13 protein-coding genes are annotated in these 15322 nt (G+C 67.5%); 3 read left to right on the top strand and 10 right to left on the bottom strand.

All coding sequences use genetic code 11. The features are described from left to right. Window positions 1–28: 28 nt before the first annotated feature. The 5 genes from ACO057_RS23385 to ACO057_RS23365 form a co-directional block, all read right to left on the bottom strand. The gene (locus ACO057_RS23385; RefSeq protein ID WP_421996056.1) at window positions 29–997 is read right to left on the bottom strand and encodes a tripartite tricarboxylate transporter substrate binding protein; all 969 of its coding nucleotides are present in this window, start codon (window positions 995–997) and stop codon (window positions 29–31) included. Window positions 998–1074: 77 nt separating this feature from the next. Further along, window positions 1075–2031, bottom strand: a complete 957-nt coding sequence (locus ACO057_RS23380) for a tripartite tricarboxylate transporter substrate binding protein (protein ID WP_421996054.1) — start codon at window positions 2029–2031, stop codon at window positions 1075–1077. Window positions 2032–2095: 64 nt separating this feature from the next. Next, on the bottom strand, window positions 2096–2665 hold the full coding sequence (locus tag ACO057_RS23375; RefSeq protein ID WP_421996052.1) for a hypothetical protein: 570 nt from the start codon (window positions 2663–2665) through the stop codon (window positions 2096–2098). A 262-nt stretch (window positions 2666–2927) separates the two neighbouring features. Next, complete coding sequence (gene bamE / locus ACO057_RS23370) at window positions 2928–3185, bottom strand: outer membrane protein assembly factor BamE domain-containing protein (protein ID WP_421996050.1); 258 nt, start codon at window positions 3183–3185, stop codon at window positions 2928–2930. 173 nt (window positions 3186–3358) lie between these two features. Next, window positions 3359–6520 carry an efflux RND transporter permease subunit gene (locus ACO057_RS23365; protein ID WP_421996048.1) on the bottom strand — a complete coding sequence of 1054 codons (3162 nt, stop codon included), beginning with the start codon at window positions 6518–6520 and terminating at the stop codon, window positions 3359–3361. 284 nt (window positions 6521–6804) lie between these two features. Between ACO057_RS23365 and ACO057_RS23360 the strand changes: the two genes are divergently transcribed. The 3 genes from ACO057_RS23360 to ACO057_RS23350 all read left to right on the top strand — a co-directional run bounded on the left by ACO057_RS23360 (window position 6805) and on the right by ACO057_RS23350 (window position 10071). Then, the gene (locus ACO057_RS23360) at window positions 6805–8097 is read left to right on the top strand and encodes an efflux RND transporter periplasmic adaptor subunit (RefSeq protein WP_421996046.1); all 1293 of its coding nucleotides are present in this window, start codon (window positions 6805–6807) and stop codon (window positions 8095–8097) included. Window positions 8098–8360: 263 nt separating this feature from the next. Then, a complete protein-coding gene (locus ACO057_RS23355; protein ID WP_421996044.1) occupies window positions 8361–9689 on the top strand; it encodes a TolC family protein in 1329 nt (442 codons plus the stop codon). A 199-nt stretch (window positions 9690–9888) separates the two neighbouring features. Continuing rightward, window positions 9889–10071 carry a hypothetical protein gene (locus ACO057_RS23350; protein WP_421996042.1) on the top strand — a complete coding sequence of 61 codons (183 nt, stop codon included), beginning with the start codon at window positions 9889–9891 and terminating at the stop codon, window positions 10069–10071. A 251-nt stretch (window positions 10072–10322) separates the two neighbouring features. On the opposite strand, the gene ACO057_RS23345 is transcribed toward ACO057_RS23350, so the two are convergent. From ACO057_RS23345 to ACO057_RS23325, 5 genes are all read right to left on the bottom strand, one after another. Beyond that, a complete protein-coding gene (locus ACO057_RS23345) occupies window positions 10323–11402 on the bottom strand; it encodes a patatin-like phospholipase family protein (protein WP_421996040.1) in 1080 nt (359 codons plus the stop codon). A 135-nt stretch (window positions 11403–11537) separates the two neighbouring features. Further along, the gene (locus ACO057_RS23340) at window positions 11538–12434 is read right to left on the bottom strand and encodes a hypothetical protein (RefSeq protein WP_421996038.1); all 897 of its coding nucleotides are present in this window, start codon (window positions 12432–12434) and stop codon (window positions 11538–11540) included. Window positions 12435–12451: 17 nt separating this feature from the next. After that, the gene (locus tag ACO057_RS23335; protein ID WP_421996036.1) at window positions 12452–13882 is read right to left on the bottom strand and encodes a DUF1254 domain-containing protein; all 1431 of its coding nucleotides are present in this window, start codon (window positions 13880–13882) and stop codon (window positions 12452–12454) included. Between the two features lie 55 nt (window positions 13883–13937). Then, window positions 13938–14495, bottom strand: coding sequence for a hypothetical protein (locus ACO057_RS23330; RefSeq protein ID WP_421996034.1), 558 nt, complete (start codon window positions 14493–14495; stop codon window positions 13938–13940). Beyond that, window positions 14492–15319, bottom strand: coding sequence for a DUF2092 domain-containing protein (locus tag ACO057_RS23325; RefSeq protein WP_421996032.1), 828 nt, complete (start codon window positions 15317–15319; stop codon window positions 14492–14494). The genes ACO057_RS23330 and ACO057_RS23325 overlap by 4 nt, the downstream gene beginning before the upstream one ends. Window positions 15320–15322: the final 3 nt, after the last annotated feature.

Genomic DNA, 15322 nt, shown 5'->3' with positions numbered 1-15322 from the left:
GCGCGGGGGCGGGGCCCCCGCCGCCGTTTCAGCTCAGCCGCAGGCCGAGCTCCTGGATGAGCTTGCGCTCCTCCTCCATGGTCTGGCGCACATAGGCCGTGTAGTCTGCGCTGTTCTTGTACATCGGCGCCATGTCGTAGCGATCGAGCACGCTGATATGCAGCGCGTCGGTCACGGCGCCCTTGAAGGCCTCGTCCAGCGCGCGGGTGATGCCCGCATCCATGCCCTTCGGCCCGCCGATGCCGTAGGGGCTGACCGAGACGATGTCGATGCCGCTCTCGCGCAGCGTGGGCACGTTGGGGAAGGACTTGGCGCGCCCCTCGCTCCAGACGGCGAGGCAGCGCATCCGCCCGTCCTGCACCTGCGGTCCCCAGCCCGAGCTGTCGGCGAGGATGTGGATCTGCCCGCCCAGCAGGGCCTGCATGTTCTCCGCGACGCCGCGGAAGGGCACATGCGTCCACTCGATGCTCTTCGACTTGGCGATCTGCTCCATGGTGAGGTGCAGCGAGGTGCCGACGCCCGGCGAGCCGTAGTTGAGCTTGCCCGGCTCGCGCCGCGCGGCCTCGAGGAGCTCGGCCAGCGTCTGCCAGGGCGCGTCCGCGCGCACCACGATGCCGAAGAGATAGCCGGTGATCAGCGAGATATAGGTGAAGTCCGCCAGCGGATCGAAGAGCGGGCGGCTGTTGAGCAGCGGCTGGCGCATCACGCTGATGGGGAACTGGCTGAGCGTATAGCCGTCCGCCGGGGTGGAGAGCAGGAACTGCGCCCCGAGCACGCCTCCCGCGCCGGCGCGGTTCTCCACGATGACCGGCTGGCCGAGCCGCTTGGAGGCGGCCTCGCACAAGGCGCGCATGGCGATGTCGGAGGTGCCGCCGGGCGCCCAGGGAACGAGCATGCGGATGGGTCGGCTCGGGAAATTCTGCTGCGAATAGGCGGGCGCGGCGAGGCCAGCCGCCAAGGGCAACGCGAGGGCGCTGCGGCGGGTGATATTGGACATGTCGTTCCTCGTTGTTGCTCTCTCCCGAGCATTGCCGCAACTCGGCGGACCGGCAAGGCCGAGGCCCGCTGGCCGCCTCAATCCATCCGCAGGCCCAGGCGACGCACCGCGTCGCCCTCCTCCTGGTTCAGCCGCCGCGCGAAGGCCGCGTAGTCCTCGGGGCCCATGTAGCGCAGCGGCATGTCGAAGCGGTCCAGCATGGCGACGTGCCTCGGGTCGAGCAGCGCGGGCTTGATCGCATCATGCAAGGCGCGAACGAGGCCGGGGTCGGTGTTCTTGGGCGCGGCCAGGCCGAAGGGGCTGTCGGAGACGATGTCGATGCCCGTCTCGCGCAGCGTGCGCACCTCGGGGAAGCCGCGCGCGCGCTCTGCCCCCCAGGTGACGAGCAGGCGGAAGGTGCCGTCCTGCACCAGCGGCGCCCAGCTCGTGCTGTCGGCGGTGCAGTCCACCGCGCCGCTGAGCAGCGCCTGGGCCGTGTCGGTGCCGCCGCGATAGGGAACGTGCAGGAAGGGCGCGCCGGTCTCGGCGGCGATGCGCTCCATGGCGATGTGCGAGCTCGATCCCGCGCCGGGGGAGGCATAGCTCACCCGGCCGGGATTCGCCTTGGCATGGGCGAGCAGGTCCTCCCAGCTCCGATAGGGGCTGTCGCCGCGCACCACCACGCCGAAGCAATAGCCGGAGAGGTGGATCACCCAGGTGAAGTCGGCCATCGGGTCGAAGGGCGGGCGGCGCATCATTGCGGGGATGCGGAAGGCGGTGATGGGGATCTGGCCGATCATGTGGCCGTCGCCGCGCGGCTCCTGCGCCAGCAGTGTCGGGCCCAGCGTGCCGCTCACGCCGGGGCGGTTCTCGGTGACGATGGGCTGGCCGAGATTGCGCCCCGCGAGCTCCGCCAGCAGCCGCAGATGATCCGCGGAACCGCCCGGAAGCCAGGGCACAACCAGCCGGATGGGCCGGTTGGGAAATCCGGTCTGCGCCAAGGCGGGCGCGGCCAGGGGAGTCGCGAGCAGGGCGCGACGGAAGATGCGGGTCATGCCGCCATTTTCGAGGGACCGGGCGCATGGAGCAAGCGGCCGCATGCGCCCGGCCAGGCCGCGGCTAGGGATGGAAGGCGGCGCTGAGGTCCGAGAGCATCTCGCTTTCCGCCTGGGAGACGCGCGAGGTCAGCCCCAGGAACCCGCCGGCCGCATCCGCCACCTTGTGCGCCTGGCCCATCACCTGGAGCTCGAGCTCGCGGCGGGCGTGGAGGTCCATCGGCTTGGTCAAGGCGCGCACATAGTCCTTCCAGGCGGCGGCGAGTTCCGGACCGGGCTTCTGGCGCAGCCAGCTCTCCAGGAGCGCGTGGCCGGGCGCGGCGTGATGGATGCCGCCCTGCGCCGCGGCGTCCATCACCGCGTCGATCTCGAGGCCCGACAGGTCGCCATCCGCCCAGGCGACGAGCACCAGCGGCACCAGGGTCAGGGCGGAGAGCGTCTCGGGGCCCAGGCCCAGAGCGAGGATCCGGTCCAGCACGGCGGCATCCTCGATGTGGGATGCGGTGGCGAGGGCCGCACGGCGGTCGGACTGTGCGCCGGCCTCGGCCAGACGGCGGCGGAGCTCCTCGTTCTGCTGCGCGAAGAAGGCCTCTTCCAGGCCGGAGCGGCGGTCGTCGAGGAAACGGTCGGACATGGGGACGCTCTCCATTTTGCTTCAGGACCAACGAGTTCAGGGCGGCCGGGTTGCGGCAGAGGTCGATCCCTTTGGGAAGGATTGGAATGGAGCAGGGCTGTGGCAAGGGCCGCGTGCAACATCCCTGATGCAGGGCGAGGTGAGGGAAGGCGACGGCTTGAATTCCGGCGGAAGGAGTAATGTGCCAGGGACAGAAGCGAACCACCGGATGACCCGGTGGCGTTGCCCCGTCCAGGAAAATGAACCCCGTCTCGATTTGAATTTACTCGCCGTAGCCCACGACGCGCCCATTCGTCAGATTTACAAAATGGGTTTGATATCTAGGGTCGGCCGTCAGGCCCATGTAAATTCTGTATTGCATAGATTCCGTGTTGTTTCGTGTATGCACACTCACCGGATCTCCCAGGACGGCGATAACTTGCTGCTTCGTCATGCCGATCTGAATTTCCCCAATAGATTCTGGATTCGAGCATGCCGTTATGGAAATAGATATTAGTGCAGTGGCGATGAAATTTCTCATAATATCTCCTGATGCTGGATCGAGATAATGCTTCAGCCCATGAGGGGCGGTGGGCGAAAGCCTGAATGGCCATCCCCATGGGTCAACGGATCGGAGTGGTTGCAATGGGCGGCAGGCGGGCTTGCGCCGCCACCCGGGTCCGCCTTCGCGGAAGCGGACCTCGGGCGCGACATTCAGTGGGCGGCCCCTGGCTTCAGCGGCGGGTATTGTTCACCGGAGGCGGGATGCGTCCCTCGCGCCTCGGCTCTGCTGCGGCCGAAGAGGTCGATCAGGATGGGCAGGACGATCAGGATGATGAGCGGCAGGACGGTGGTGCCGCCGACCACGACGACCGCGAGCGGTCGCTGAAGGTCGCTGCCGATGCCGCTGGCCAGGGCCATGGGCAGCAGCCCCACCATCGCCGCCATGCAGGTCATCATCACCGGCCGCATCCGGTCCACGCCGCATTGATGGATGGCGTCCTTCCACTCCAGTCCCTGCGTCTGCAGCAACCGGAAGTGCGAGAGCAGGATGATGCCCTCCATGACGGTGATGCCGAAGAGGGCGAGGAAGCCGATCGCCGCCGGGATGCTGAAGGACAGACCGACGGCATCGAGCGCGGTGACACCGCCGATGCAGGAGAGCGGCAGGATCGCCATGATGAGCAACGTGTCGCGGATCGAGTTGAACTGGACGTAGAGCAGCACCGCGATGAGAGCGAGGGCGAGCGGAACCACGAGCTTGAGGCGTGTGATCGCGTCCTGGAGATTGCGGAACTCGCCCACCCATTCGAGACGGTAGCCGGGCGGCAGCTCGACGTTGCGGAGCACACGCTCCTCCGCCTCGGTCACCGCGCTCTGCGGGTCACGGCCGCGGACGGAGAACTTCACGGGCACGTAGCGCGCGCTGTCCTCGCGGTAGATGTAGCTGGCGCCGGAGACGAAGCGGATGTCCGCCACATCCCGCAGCGATGCCCCTGATGTCGCATCGACGGGGACCCTGCCGATCGCCTCGATATCCTGGCGATGGGGGGCGGCCAGCCGGATCATGATCGGGAAGTTGCGGTCCGAGCCCTCCTCATAGAGGCGCGCCGCTTCCTGCCCGCCGATGGCCGCCTGGATGGCCGAGTTGATATCGTTGATGCTGAGGCCGTAGCGGGCGGCGCGCTCTCGATTGATGCGAATGGAGATCGTCGGCTGGCCCAGCGTGCGGAAGGCCGCGAGATCGGTGATGCCCGGGACCTGCGCCATCTCGCCGCGGATCTGGTTCGCCAGGCGGGCGAGCACGTCGAGCTCGGGGCCGATCACCTTCAGCGCATTGGCGCCCTTCACGCCGGAGGCGGCCTCCTGGACGTTGTCGCTGATGTACTGGCTGAAGTTGAAGTCGATCCCGACGAATTCGCTTCGCAGGCGGGTCTCGATCGCGGCCACGAGCGCATCCTTGGTGCGGGCGGTGGTCCAGGTGTCCTGCGGACGCAGCGGGATGAAGAATTCCGCGTTGAAGAAGCCGGCGCTGTCCGTTCCGTCGTCCGGGCGGCCCTGCTGCGAGGTCACGGTGATCACTTCCGGAAATTCGGTCACCGCGCGGCGCAGGCGATTCACCGTCTCGTTGCCCTCCTCGAGCGAGATGGTCGCGGGCAGGGTGGCGCGCATCCAGATGCTGCCCTCCTCCAGCGTCGGCAGGAACTCGCCGCCCAGGCGCGAGAACTGGAAGCCGCCGGCGGCCAGCAGCACCAGCGCGAGGCCGAGCGTGGCGGCGCGGGCGGCCATCGCGCGGCTGTACAGCCACTGATGCGCGACGGCGAGCCAGCGGACGATCGGCATGGTCCGCTCCCGCGTGTTCTCGTTGAACAGCAGGCCGGCCAAAGCGGGCGCCACGGTGAAGGTCGCGATCATCGCGCCGGCGATGGCATAGGCATAGGTCTTGGCCATGGGTCCGAAGATGCGGCCCTCGATGCCGCCCATGGTGAAGAGCGGCAGGAAGGCGGCGACGATGATGAGCGCCGAGAAGAAGATCGGCGTCGCGACTTCGGCACCGGCGGTCAGGATGGTCATGTGAACGCGGGACAGCCCGCGTGGAGAGCCCCGTAGCCTGGACGAGCGTCCTTGATGGGCCATGTGCAGGTGGCGGTAGATGTTCTCGACGAGGATGACGGTCGCATCCACCAGCAGCCCGAAGTCGAGACTGCCGAGGCTGAGCAGATTGGCGCTCTCACCCCGTAACAGCATGATGATGACGGCGAAGAAGAAGGCGAAGGGGATGGTGGCGCCGACCACGAGCGCGCCACGCAGGTCACCCAGGAAGATCCACTGGATGAAGACGACCAGGCAGATGCCGATGATGATGTTCTTCACGACGTGGTGCGTGGTCTGGTCCACCAGCTCGCGCCGGTCGTAGATCGGCACGATGTGCACGCCCGGGGGGAGGATGCCGCCGGCATTGAGCGTGCGGAGTTCCTCCTGCACGGCCCGGATGGTGGGCAGCGTCTCCTCGCCGCGGCGCATCAGCACCACGCCCATGACCACGTCGTCCGCCGCGTCCTGGCCGGCGATGCCCAGGCGGGGCAGGCTGCTCACCTCTATCCGGGCAACGTCGCTCACCAGCACCGGCACGCCTCCGGAAGCGGTCAGGACGACGTTGCCGATATCCTCGATCTGACGGATCAGCCCTATTCCCTGGACCACCGCCGCCTGGGGGCCGACGTTGACGATGCCCGCACCGACCGTGGCGCCGCCCTGGCCCAGCGCATCCGCGACCTGGCGGATGCTGAGCCCGTAGGCCGAGAGCCGGGGGAGGTCGATCACGACGTTGAAGGCCTTGCTCGGGCCGCCATAGGCGGTGACGTCGACGACGCCGGGGACGCGCTTGAACCGCCGCTGCAGGATCCAGTCCTGGATGACCCGCAGATCGGCGGGACTGAAGCCGGGGGGGCCTTCCACCCGGTAGCGGAGGATCTCGCCGATGGGAGACCAGGGGCTGATCTCGGCCAGCACGCCACTGGGCAGGTTGATCTGGCCCAGGCGGTTCAGCACGTATTGCTGCGCCTGCTCGTAATTGACCCCGTAGGTGAACTGCGCCTGCACGACAGACAGGCCGAAGAGGCTGGTGCTGCGGGTGGTGCGCAGGTTAGGCATCCCGGACATGCCCACCTCGATGGGGATGGTGATGTAGCGCTCGATTTCCTCGGCGCTTTGACCCGTGCTCTGGGTGATCACCACGACCGTTGGCGGCACGGGATCGGGGTAAGCCTCGATATTGAGCCGCACGAAGCCGAAGGCACCGGCGGCGACGAAGGCGATGAAGAGCAGGACAACCAACGCGCGTTTTTGCAGTGAGAATGCGATGAGCTGACGCATGAACCACCCAGTTTGTGACGACCTCAATTCATTCAGTTTATGTTCAGCTTCGCTCAATCATGTCAAACTGATTCAGCAATTGTTCAGCTTCAATGTGAGTCAAAAATTTCTATGATAATTTAATTTAGTAAATTCAATTGGTTAAATGGAGAGCCGCATTGGCTTTGAGAGGCTTTCTGTGCACAGATCAAAAAATTACAGAAATTTAAGTTATTCAATCTGTTCAGATTTGGTTAATCTTTGGCCCGCCGCGAGCCGATTAGCGCCTTCTGGATGGAATCGCCATGACCCTGCTTGATCAAAAGTCCTCCCAGATCGATCGGAGCCAGCAGTCGCTCGCCTCTGCGGAGCCCGTCGCCGCCCCCTCCGGCAAATCCCGCAGGAGCTGGTACGTCCTGGGCGGCGCCCTGGCCGTCGGCGGCGCAGCCGTGTTGCTGTGGCCGCAGGAGGCGGCGAAGCCCGTCCCCCGCGTCGCTGCGAGCAACGATGCGGGCTACAGTGAATTCCGCCTCAACGCCTCCGAGCTTCGCGCGCTGCGCATCGAGCCGGTCACCAGCCGCGAATTCCGCCCCGAGCGCATCGCCGAGGGCCGCATCGCCTATAACGACGACCGCTCCACCCCCATGCTCTCCCCCTATACGGGCCGCGTGACGCGCGCTTTCGCCCGCGTCGGCGATCGGGTTGAGGCCGGTGCGTTGCTCTACGAGATCGAAACGCCGGACGTGACCGGCGCCGCCAACGACCTGCTCGGCGCGCTGGACAACGTCCAGAAGGCCAATGTCGCCTTGGCCCAGGCCCGGCGCGAGGATACCCGCCAGGCCTCGCTCTTCTCCGCCCGCGCCACCTCGCAGCGCGAGGTCGAGCAGGCGCGCGCCGCCTCGGCTTCGGCCGAGTCCGATCTGCGCAGCGCTAATGCCCAGGCCGAGGCCAATCGCGACCGCCTGCGCGTGCTGGGCCGCACGCCCGAGCAGATCGCCGAGATCGAGCGCACCCGCCAGGTCAGCGGCGTCATCACCGTCACCGCGCCGCTCGCCGGCACCGTCACCCAGCGCCGCGCCGGTCCCGGCCAATGGCTGACAGCCGGGCAGGGCGATCCCGTCTTCACCATCACCGATCTCTCGACCATGTGGCTCGTAGCCAATGTTCGCGAGATGGACGTGCCGGCCATCCGCATCGATCAGCGCGTGGACGTCACGGTCGGCGCTCTTCCGGACCAACGCTTCGACGCGCGGATCGTGCGCACTGCCGCGGGCCTCGACCCGACCACCCGGCGCCTCACCGTCATGGCGGAGATTCTGGACCCGAATGGCGAGTTGCGTCCGGAGATGTTCGCCACCTTCCATATCAGCGTGGGCGAAGCGTCCCTCGCGCCCGCGATTCCTGCCAGCGCGGTGGTTGTCCGTGGCGACGAGACGAGTGTCTGGCTGGCCCTGGCGGACGATCGCTTCATCATGCGGCCGATCACCCTCGGCGTTCGCCAGGACGGGATCATTCAGGCTCAGGCTGGCCTTGCCGTGGGCGAGAGGATCGTCACCGGCGGTGCGCTCTTCATCGATCGGGCGACGCGCATCGATTGATTTTGCCGGCGCGTCCACGATGCGGCCGATCCCACAACTTGCCGTCTTTGTGCCGCTCCCGACCGGGGCTCGCCTCGTCGCGAGCGCATCGGATCCGGGATTGGTGCGCCCCTTCGCTCAATTCTGACTTCATAGGATATGTGATGACCGCGCGTATTCACCGTCCGGGCCGCTTCATGCTGCGTTCCACTCTTGTCGTGGCCTTGTGCTGCCCTGCGTCTTTTGCTCTCGCTCAGGCGCAACCGAGATCTGCTGGCGCCGGCATGCAGGTCCTGCCGCTGCCCGGCCATGCCCGAGTGGTGACGATGGCCGAGGCTGAGCGCCTGCTGCTGGACCGCAACCTCACCGTGATTGCCGCCCAGCGCGGCATCGACGTAGCCCGTGCGCAGCGGCTCGTCGCCTCCTCCCTCCCGCCGGCCCAGTTGAGCGCCGGCAACACTGTCGGTGAGTTCAACGAGACCCAGAGCAGCGGCATCCGCGGCGCGCGCTTCCATGGTCCCAACAACAACATCAGTATCGGGCTGCAGGTTCTGGTGGAGCTCGGCGGCAAGCGCGAGCTGCGCACCCGCTACGCCAATGAGAACATCGCGGTGGCCGAGGCGCAGGTGCTCGATGCCCTGCGCAACCAGATCTTCGCGCTGCGCCAGAACTTCATCGCCGCTCTCGCCGCGCGCGCCAATCTCGAGGTCGCGCTGGCCAATCGCGGCAGCCTCGACCGCACCGAGGCGCTGCTGCGCCGCCAGCTCCAGGACGGCGCGCTGCCCGAGGGCGACCTGCTCCGCTTCCAGGCGAGCCGCGTGCCCTTCGAAGCCGACGTGACCACCGCCGCCCAGGCCTATGCCGCCGCGGTGGCGCAGGTGGCCGTGTCCCTGGCGCTCGACGCCGCCGCCTCCGTGCGGGCTCCAGCGCCGAGCCGCGACCCGATGCGCGTGGCGCTGCCGGCTTTGGCCATCGACGTGCGCGGCCGGTTCGACACGGTGCCCGATATCGGCGTCTCGCGCGGCACGCTGGGTGATGCGGTGCAGAGCCGCGCGGATGTGGTCGTGGCCTCGCGCCAGGCCTCGGCCGCCGGCGCCAATACCGCGCTGACCGAAGCGCAACGTTGGCGCGACGTGACGGTGGATGGGGGCTGGAGCCGGTCGCGGCTGTCGCAGGACGCGCCCAATGCGGGCTACCCGCTGACCGCCAGCAACCAGTTCACCCTCGGCCTGTCGGTGCCGATCTTCACCAGCCGGATCACGCGGGGCAACATCGGCGCCGCCCAGGGCGAGCAGGCCCAGAGCGAGGCTCAGGCGCAGAACACGCTCCTCCAGGCCCGAGCCGACTTTGCCACCGCCTGGTCCGCCTACGAGCAGGCACGCGCCCTGCTACGCCTTTACACCGGCGGCGCGCTGAGCCGGGCGGAGCAGGCCTATCGCAGCTCCGAGCAGGCCTATCTCGCCGGCGGCCGCAACCTGCTCGATGTGCTGGACGCGCTGCGCACGCTGAACGCGACGCGGGTCGCGGCGAACGATGCGCGGGCGCAGTACCTCACCGCGCTGGCGCAGCTGGAGTTCGCGACGGGCGTGGGGGGAATCTCGGCGAAGTTATAGCAACTGGCGCTTGTGTTGTGTTGACGGTGACGACCAGACCGCAGGGTGGTTTCGGCTGATCGCTTCTCAGCGTTGAGAGCTGCGGTGAGACAGAAAACATCGTCACAGCCGCCCCTTCACCTCTGGGAAATCGTGGAAAACCCGCACCGAGCCGAACTCTCGACCGTCGAGCGAGCGCATCTCCTTCGGCGTGGGGCGCGTGAACGACGAGCCTGTGGAGCATCCACTCTTCGATACCCGCGACGCCTGGCTCGCCGCCGACGCCATGCCGATGTTCCCGGCCGCCCAGAAGCGGCTCGGCACGGTCGGCGCCGGTAACCGCTATGTGGACCTGTTTCGCGAGGTGAAGGAGGGTGTGGAAGAAGCCGGTAGTCCGATGTGAATCGGCATTAATTTTGGATGGCGTTCAGTATAATTATTTAATTAAATCTATTTTTAAATAATATAAAACATTAATTTCCAGATTTACAGGTATAGATCGATATTTATGATGTCTGATTCATGATGGGATAGTAGAATTTCGTGATAAAATCGGTAAATCAGAAAATAAACTTGTTAAAATTTTGCAAATACACTCAAATAAGCAGCTTCATCCCAGCTCTGTCGCAGAGAAATGCGGCTTCTCGCAAATATCTATGAGGTAAACGGCGGCTGACGCGACCACTGATAGCCCGCCCGTGCCTTCTCAAATCCATAGTTGAACAGCGGCGTCATGTAAGCCTGATCGAAAGGCTTTTCATAGGCGACCGTGAAGTCGCGCCCGATATAGGCCATGCGGAACTCGACGCCGTCGCGCTCGGCGTTCAGCCAGATGCGAACCGCGTCATTGTAGCCGCTGGAGGCGGTCATGGTGGCGATCGCGCGTTGGGCGATGCTCACCGTCCGCCGGTTGGTCGAAGCCCAGTCTGAATCCAGGCGGGCGTTGCGGATCATCCAGGCATGGACCGGCGGCACCGGTCTACGGGCACGAATGCTGGCGCGCCGGTGCTCCGCCACGGCCGTGGGATAGAGGAAGGCCTGTGCCACTGCACCGCCGTCGACGTGCAGCTCATGATACGTCCGTCCGTCCACCTCCACGTCGAAGAGCACCGGCGGGAAGACGCCGGGTATCGCCGCGGAGGCCAGCAGGATACGCCGGATCAGGTTCGGTGCCCGCGGATCATTGCTATTGGCGATGGCGCCGATGTTCCAGATCACCGGCAGCTGGGTGTCGAGATTGGTGGTCCCCACGAGCAGCAGTCGCCCCTCGCGGTATCCCTGCGCGATGGCCGACAGCATGGCGGTATCCATCTGCCGGGAGATGGTCGCGAAGAGCGGCGTTGTGTCGGACATCGCGTCGTCGAAGATCGCGGCGGTGAAGTGGCGCTCAACGGCGACATCGGCCAGCGTGATGCCGGTATAGACTTGTTTCAGCGCGGCATCCGCCGAGGCGCCGACGAAGGCAAAGGGTGCCGTCAGGGCACCCGTACTGACGCCGGTGACGAGGTTGAAGACGGGACGCGAACCTTGCTGCGACCAGCCGTTGAGCAGGCCGGCGCCGAAGGCTCCATCCTCGCCGCCACCGGAGATCGCCAGCAAGTGAAGCGGCGGGTTCGCCTCGTTCGGGCTCAGGCCGAGGAAAGCGCGCCGTCGTGCGAGGGCTGCCATGTATTCCTGCGTGATCGCCGCGGAGCCGTCTCCGGCAAGGAAGCGCTCGTTCGGCAGGCCCAGCACGGAGGCGCGGTGAGACTGGCCGCTCGGTACGGCGGGCTCGCGGACCGGCAGGGCGCAGCCGGAAAGGGTGCCGCCCCCGAGGAGGAGCGCGGAGCGGCGGGAGAGCTGAGGCATATCGTGTTTTTTCCAGTCTGCTCAGAAGCTCACATTGACCACGAACATCGGGCCGCCGAGCGACAGGCTCTGAACCGTGGAGCGGCTGCTTTGCTCGAAGGACAGATGCCGGTAGAGGGCCGACAGGCTCACGCTGCCCATTCGGTAGCCGATCCCGGAAGCGGCCTGCCAGGTCAGATCAGACCCTCCGGTGCCGATGTCGAAGTAGTAGGGCATGAAGAAGCCCGTCTGCCCGAGGTTCAGGCTGCCGCGGAAGCCGGCGATCCCGTTCCAGATGTCGGTCCGCGTCGAGACGCGTCCCGATCCGCCGAAGCTGGCGCCGTTGCCGCGAGGGCCGGCGACGTTGAGCTGCAGTCGGTAATCCGTGCGCGCCTCGACATCGGCGAGACGAAAGCCCGCGAGCACGTCGAGATGGCCCCAGTCGCCCTGGAGCGCGGTATAACCGCCGGCGAGGGTCCAGATCGTCGTCCGAAGCACGGTGCCCGTCCCGGTCTGCAGGGACCGGGAGATCGGGCGCGACGGCAGGCCGAAGAAGTCGAGCGAGCGGATGTCGGTCTCCTTCGCTCCCACATCCATGAACATCAGGTCGGTCAGCACGGAGAAGCGGCCGCGCCGGGCCTCGGCCGAAAGCATCGCCGCGAAGTTGAGCCCGGGCAGGTAGTCGCCCGGGCTGCTCGATGCCGTGGTGTTCAGCCTTCCGCCGAGGGCGGCGGGCAGGTCGAAGCGGAGCCCCGTGCTGATCTCCGGCAGCCAGAGATAGGGCGCGATGTTGAATCGCCACGCCGATGGATCGGCCGTGGGCGACGGCACGGCGGGCGGCTGCTGCGCCGCCACGCCCGTCGCCGCGGCAACCGAGAGGAGCGACGCTGTCGCGATGACGCGCATACGGCGCGCGCGCCCGCTCTCGTGACGGTTCATAACCGACGTGCCTCGACTCAGAGCTTCTGGATCGCGGGCGGCGCCCAGCTGCCGTTGAGCACGGCGGCCTTGGGTGCATAGAGCCGCATTGCCAGGCTGATCGGGCCGCGTGGCGGCGAAGGCAGCCAGTTCGGCCGCTTCTCGGCGCCTGGATCCTCATGCTGGATGTGGAGGTCGAGCGAGCCGTCCGCGTTGTAGGTGAGCGTGTCGCGATCGCCGATGGCGAAGCGGTTCAGCGGATTGGCGACCTGGAAGCCGTCGGCATCATACAGCGTCAGCGACCAGAACGCATTGACCGGCGGCAGCTCGGCCTTCTCGAAATGCATGGTGTAGCGGCCTTCGCCCGTCAGGGGATTGCCCCGGGCATCGGCGATGCTCAACGGGTAGACCGCATCCTCCGGCGGGTTCGCCCCGAGGCCGAGCTGCGCGATGATGGCGCGCTGGAGATAGGAATTGCCGTAGACGCCGATGGTGTCGGTATTCATCTGCCAGCCACGCACCACCCGGGCGATGGTCGGCAGCTTCTCGACCATGAGACGCGCGCCGTCGGCCGCGCCCTCCCCGAGGGCCTGGCGCAGCGCCGGAGACAGCGCCTGCGGGTCGAAGCCCTGCCCAGGGACGATGCCGATGCGGGCCAGTCGCGCGACGAGCGACCAATCGGAGTCGTGCGGTGGGTGCAGCCTCATCAGCTCCGCCGCCATGCCGAAATAGGCAGCGGGCTGCATGGTATCGACCTGCACCTTCGGCGGCGTCCGCATGTCCACGCCCGGGTCGATCGTCACGCTCGGCGGCAGCGCGGGCTGGCCGCGCCGCGCCAACGACGTGATGCGGAGGCCGTCCTGCACCTGGTGCACGGCCGGATAGTCGGACGGGCCGTTGGTCTGCGTCCGCCCCACGATCCAGACATAGGGCGTCGGCGCGTCGATCCGACGCAGGCCCGCCGGCAGGGCGCCGGTCCAGCCGCGCGGGACAACGGCGAACTCGGCGGCCTGCGTCCCGCTGGTGCGCTGGCCGGGGACGGCGAAGGAGTCGCTCCACATGTCGAGCATCTGCAGGAGGTAGTAGCGGCCGCCGGTGTCCGGCGTGGAGACGACCATCGGCCCCTGGGTCAGGTCCAGCCAGGCGACCGAGTAGAGCGTGTCGAAGTTGGGCCGCACCACCTCCCGGAACTCGGCGCCCGGATAGGCGCGGATATGCACGAAGGAATTCATGGGGCCGCGGCCCGGCATCCGACCGGCTTCGATGTTCGTGACCTGGCGCCGGGTCATTTCCATCGTCACGAGCGGATAGAAATAGAGATAGGCCTCGCGGGCGATGAGGCGTGCCTCGTCGGGCGCCGCCATCGGAACAGGGTTCGCGGCCGCGGTCTGCGCCCATGCGGACCGGAGCAGGCCGGCACCCGCGAGGGCGCCGCCGGTGCCGAGCAGAATTCGACGTTGAAGCGTCATGATCAGGAACCTTGTTCAGTTGGAGCTGGCGTTGCGGGGAGCGGTGCGCCGCTGGTCACGGTGGCGGAACCACCAGGTAGACGACGTCCGGGCCCTGCATGTACGGCCGCAGCCAGGCTTGGCCGCAGCGGTAGTAGGTGACGGAGCCCGCTCGCTGCGTCGTGCAACCACCCGGCAGCACGGCGATCGTCGCGCCGGTCGTCAGCCCCGCCGGGGAAGGGACAATCGCGCGGGCCTCGGCCGAACCCGCGATCGCGCCCGCGACCGTGCCGGCCACGATTCCGGCGGCGATGGTCCCGGCCAGCGGCGCGACCGGACGCGCATAGCCGGGATAGACGGGAACCACGGGGACCGCGACGACCGGCGAGCGATAGCCTGGCCGCACGACGGCGCCGGCTCGCCCGTAGGGCCCCACGGCGACGGCGCCACGCGGGCCGACGGCGGCGGCTCCCCCATGAGGCCCAACCCCGAAAGCCCCGCGATGCCCCACCACGGCGCTGCCGCCGCGCGGCCCCGTGGCGGTGGTCCAGGCCGCCGCGCGCTGGCTGGCCGGCGTGGCCAAGGCCAGCAGGCAAGCGCCGCCAAGCAAATAGAGGGTCCGACGCGAGATCACGGCGACGCTCCTTCCGGACGAAGCGCCAGCGTTGCGGGGACCGCCCCTGGCGGCGGCACGAAGTTGAAGGCGTTCGCGGCGAGGCGCGGCGACAGGTTCCAGTCCTCGAAGTCGATGGTGATCCGGCCTGGGGTGTCTTCGCCCCGTCCCGTCAGCGAGATCCGCAGCGGCAGCGCGCGGGAGCCGGCCTCCAGCCAGATCTCCCAGTCCACGGCGGGATTGCGGAGCGCGAAATGGTCGACCGCGATGCCGCGCACGACGCTGCGGCCGACGACGACGCCTGTCGTCTCGCTGCCGGAAACGAGAGCCGCGTAGGGATCGGCCGCGAGGAAGGGCCGCACCGCGATGTCGATGCCGAGCCGATCCTCGAGCCAGCCCACCGCACGCTCGAGATCGCCCGAGAGCGGGCTGGCCGCATAGACGTTCGCCACGGGGTTGAGCAGCGTCACGGTGGAGCCGTCGTAGGACAGGGTGAAGCTGCCGAGATCGCTGCCGACCGAGGCAGCCAGACGATCGGGCTTGCTGATCGCGAGGGCCGCACTGCCACCGAGCAGGACGCGCTGCCCGTTGGCCAATGCGCCCTCGTGGAGCGTGCTGGTGCGCACGGTGAAGGCCGTTGCCGCCGTCAGCGTCGCCGACATGCGCCGCAATCTCGTCTCGACCAGGGGCTCCGTTGTCGCGCCCGGGTTCTCACGCCCGGACCCGGTGTCGCCCGGCGCCGGGGCGGCCGTCGCGATGCCGCAGCCAAGGCCGAGCAGAAGGGCCGCGAGGCTTCGTGCCACGCGCCATTTCAAAGGGCGTCGCTCCAGATGGATGCGTGTCATGCC

It is taken from the genome of Roseococcus sp., from assembly GCF_965227005.1.
Taxonomy (GTDB): domain Bacteria; phylum Pseudomonadota; class Alphaproteobacteria; order Acetobacterales; family Acetobacteraceae; genus Roseococcus.
The sequence above is the reverse complement of the archived record's forward strand: the minus strand, read 5'-3'. Positions and strand labels throughout refer to the sequence as shown.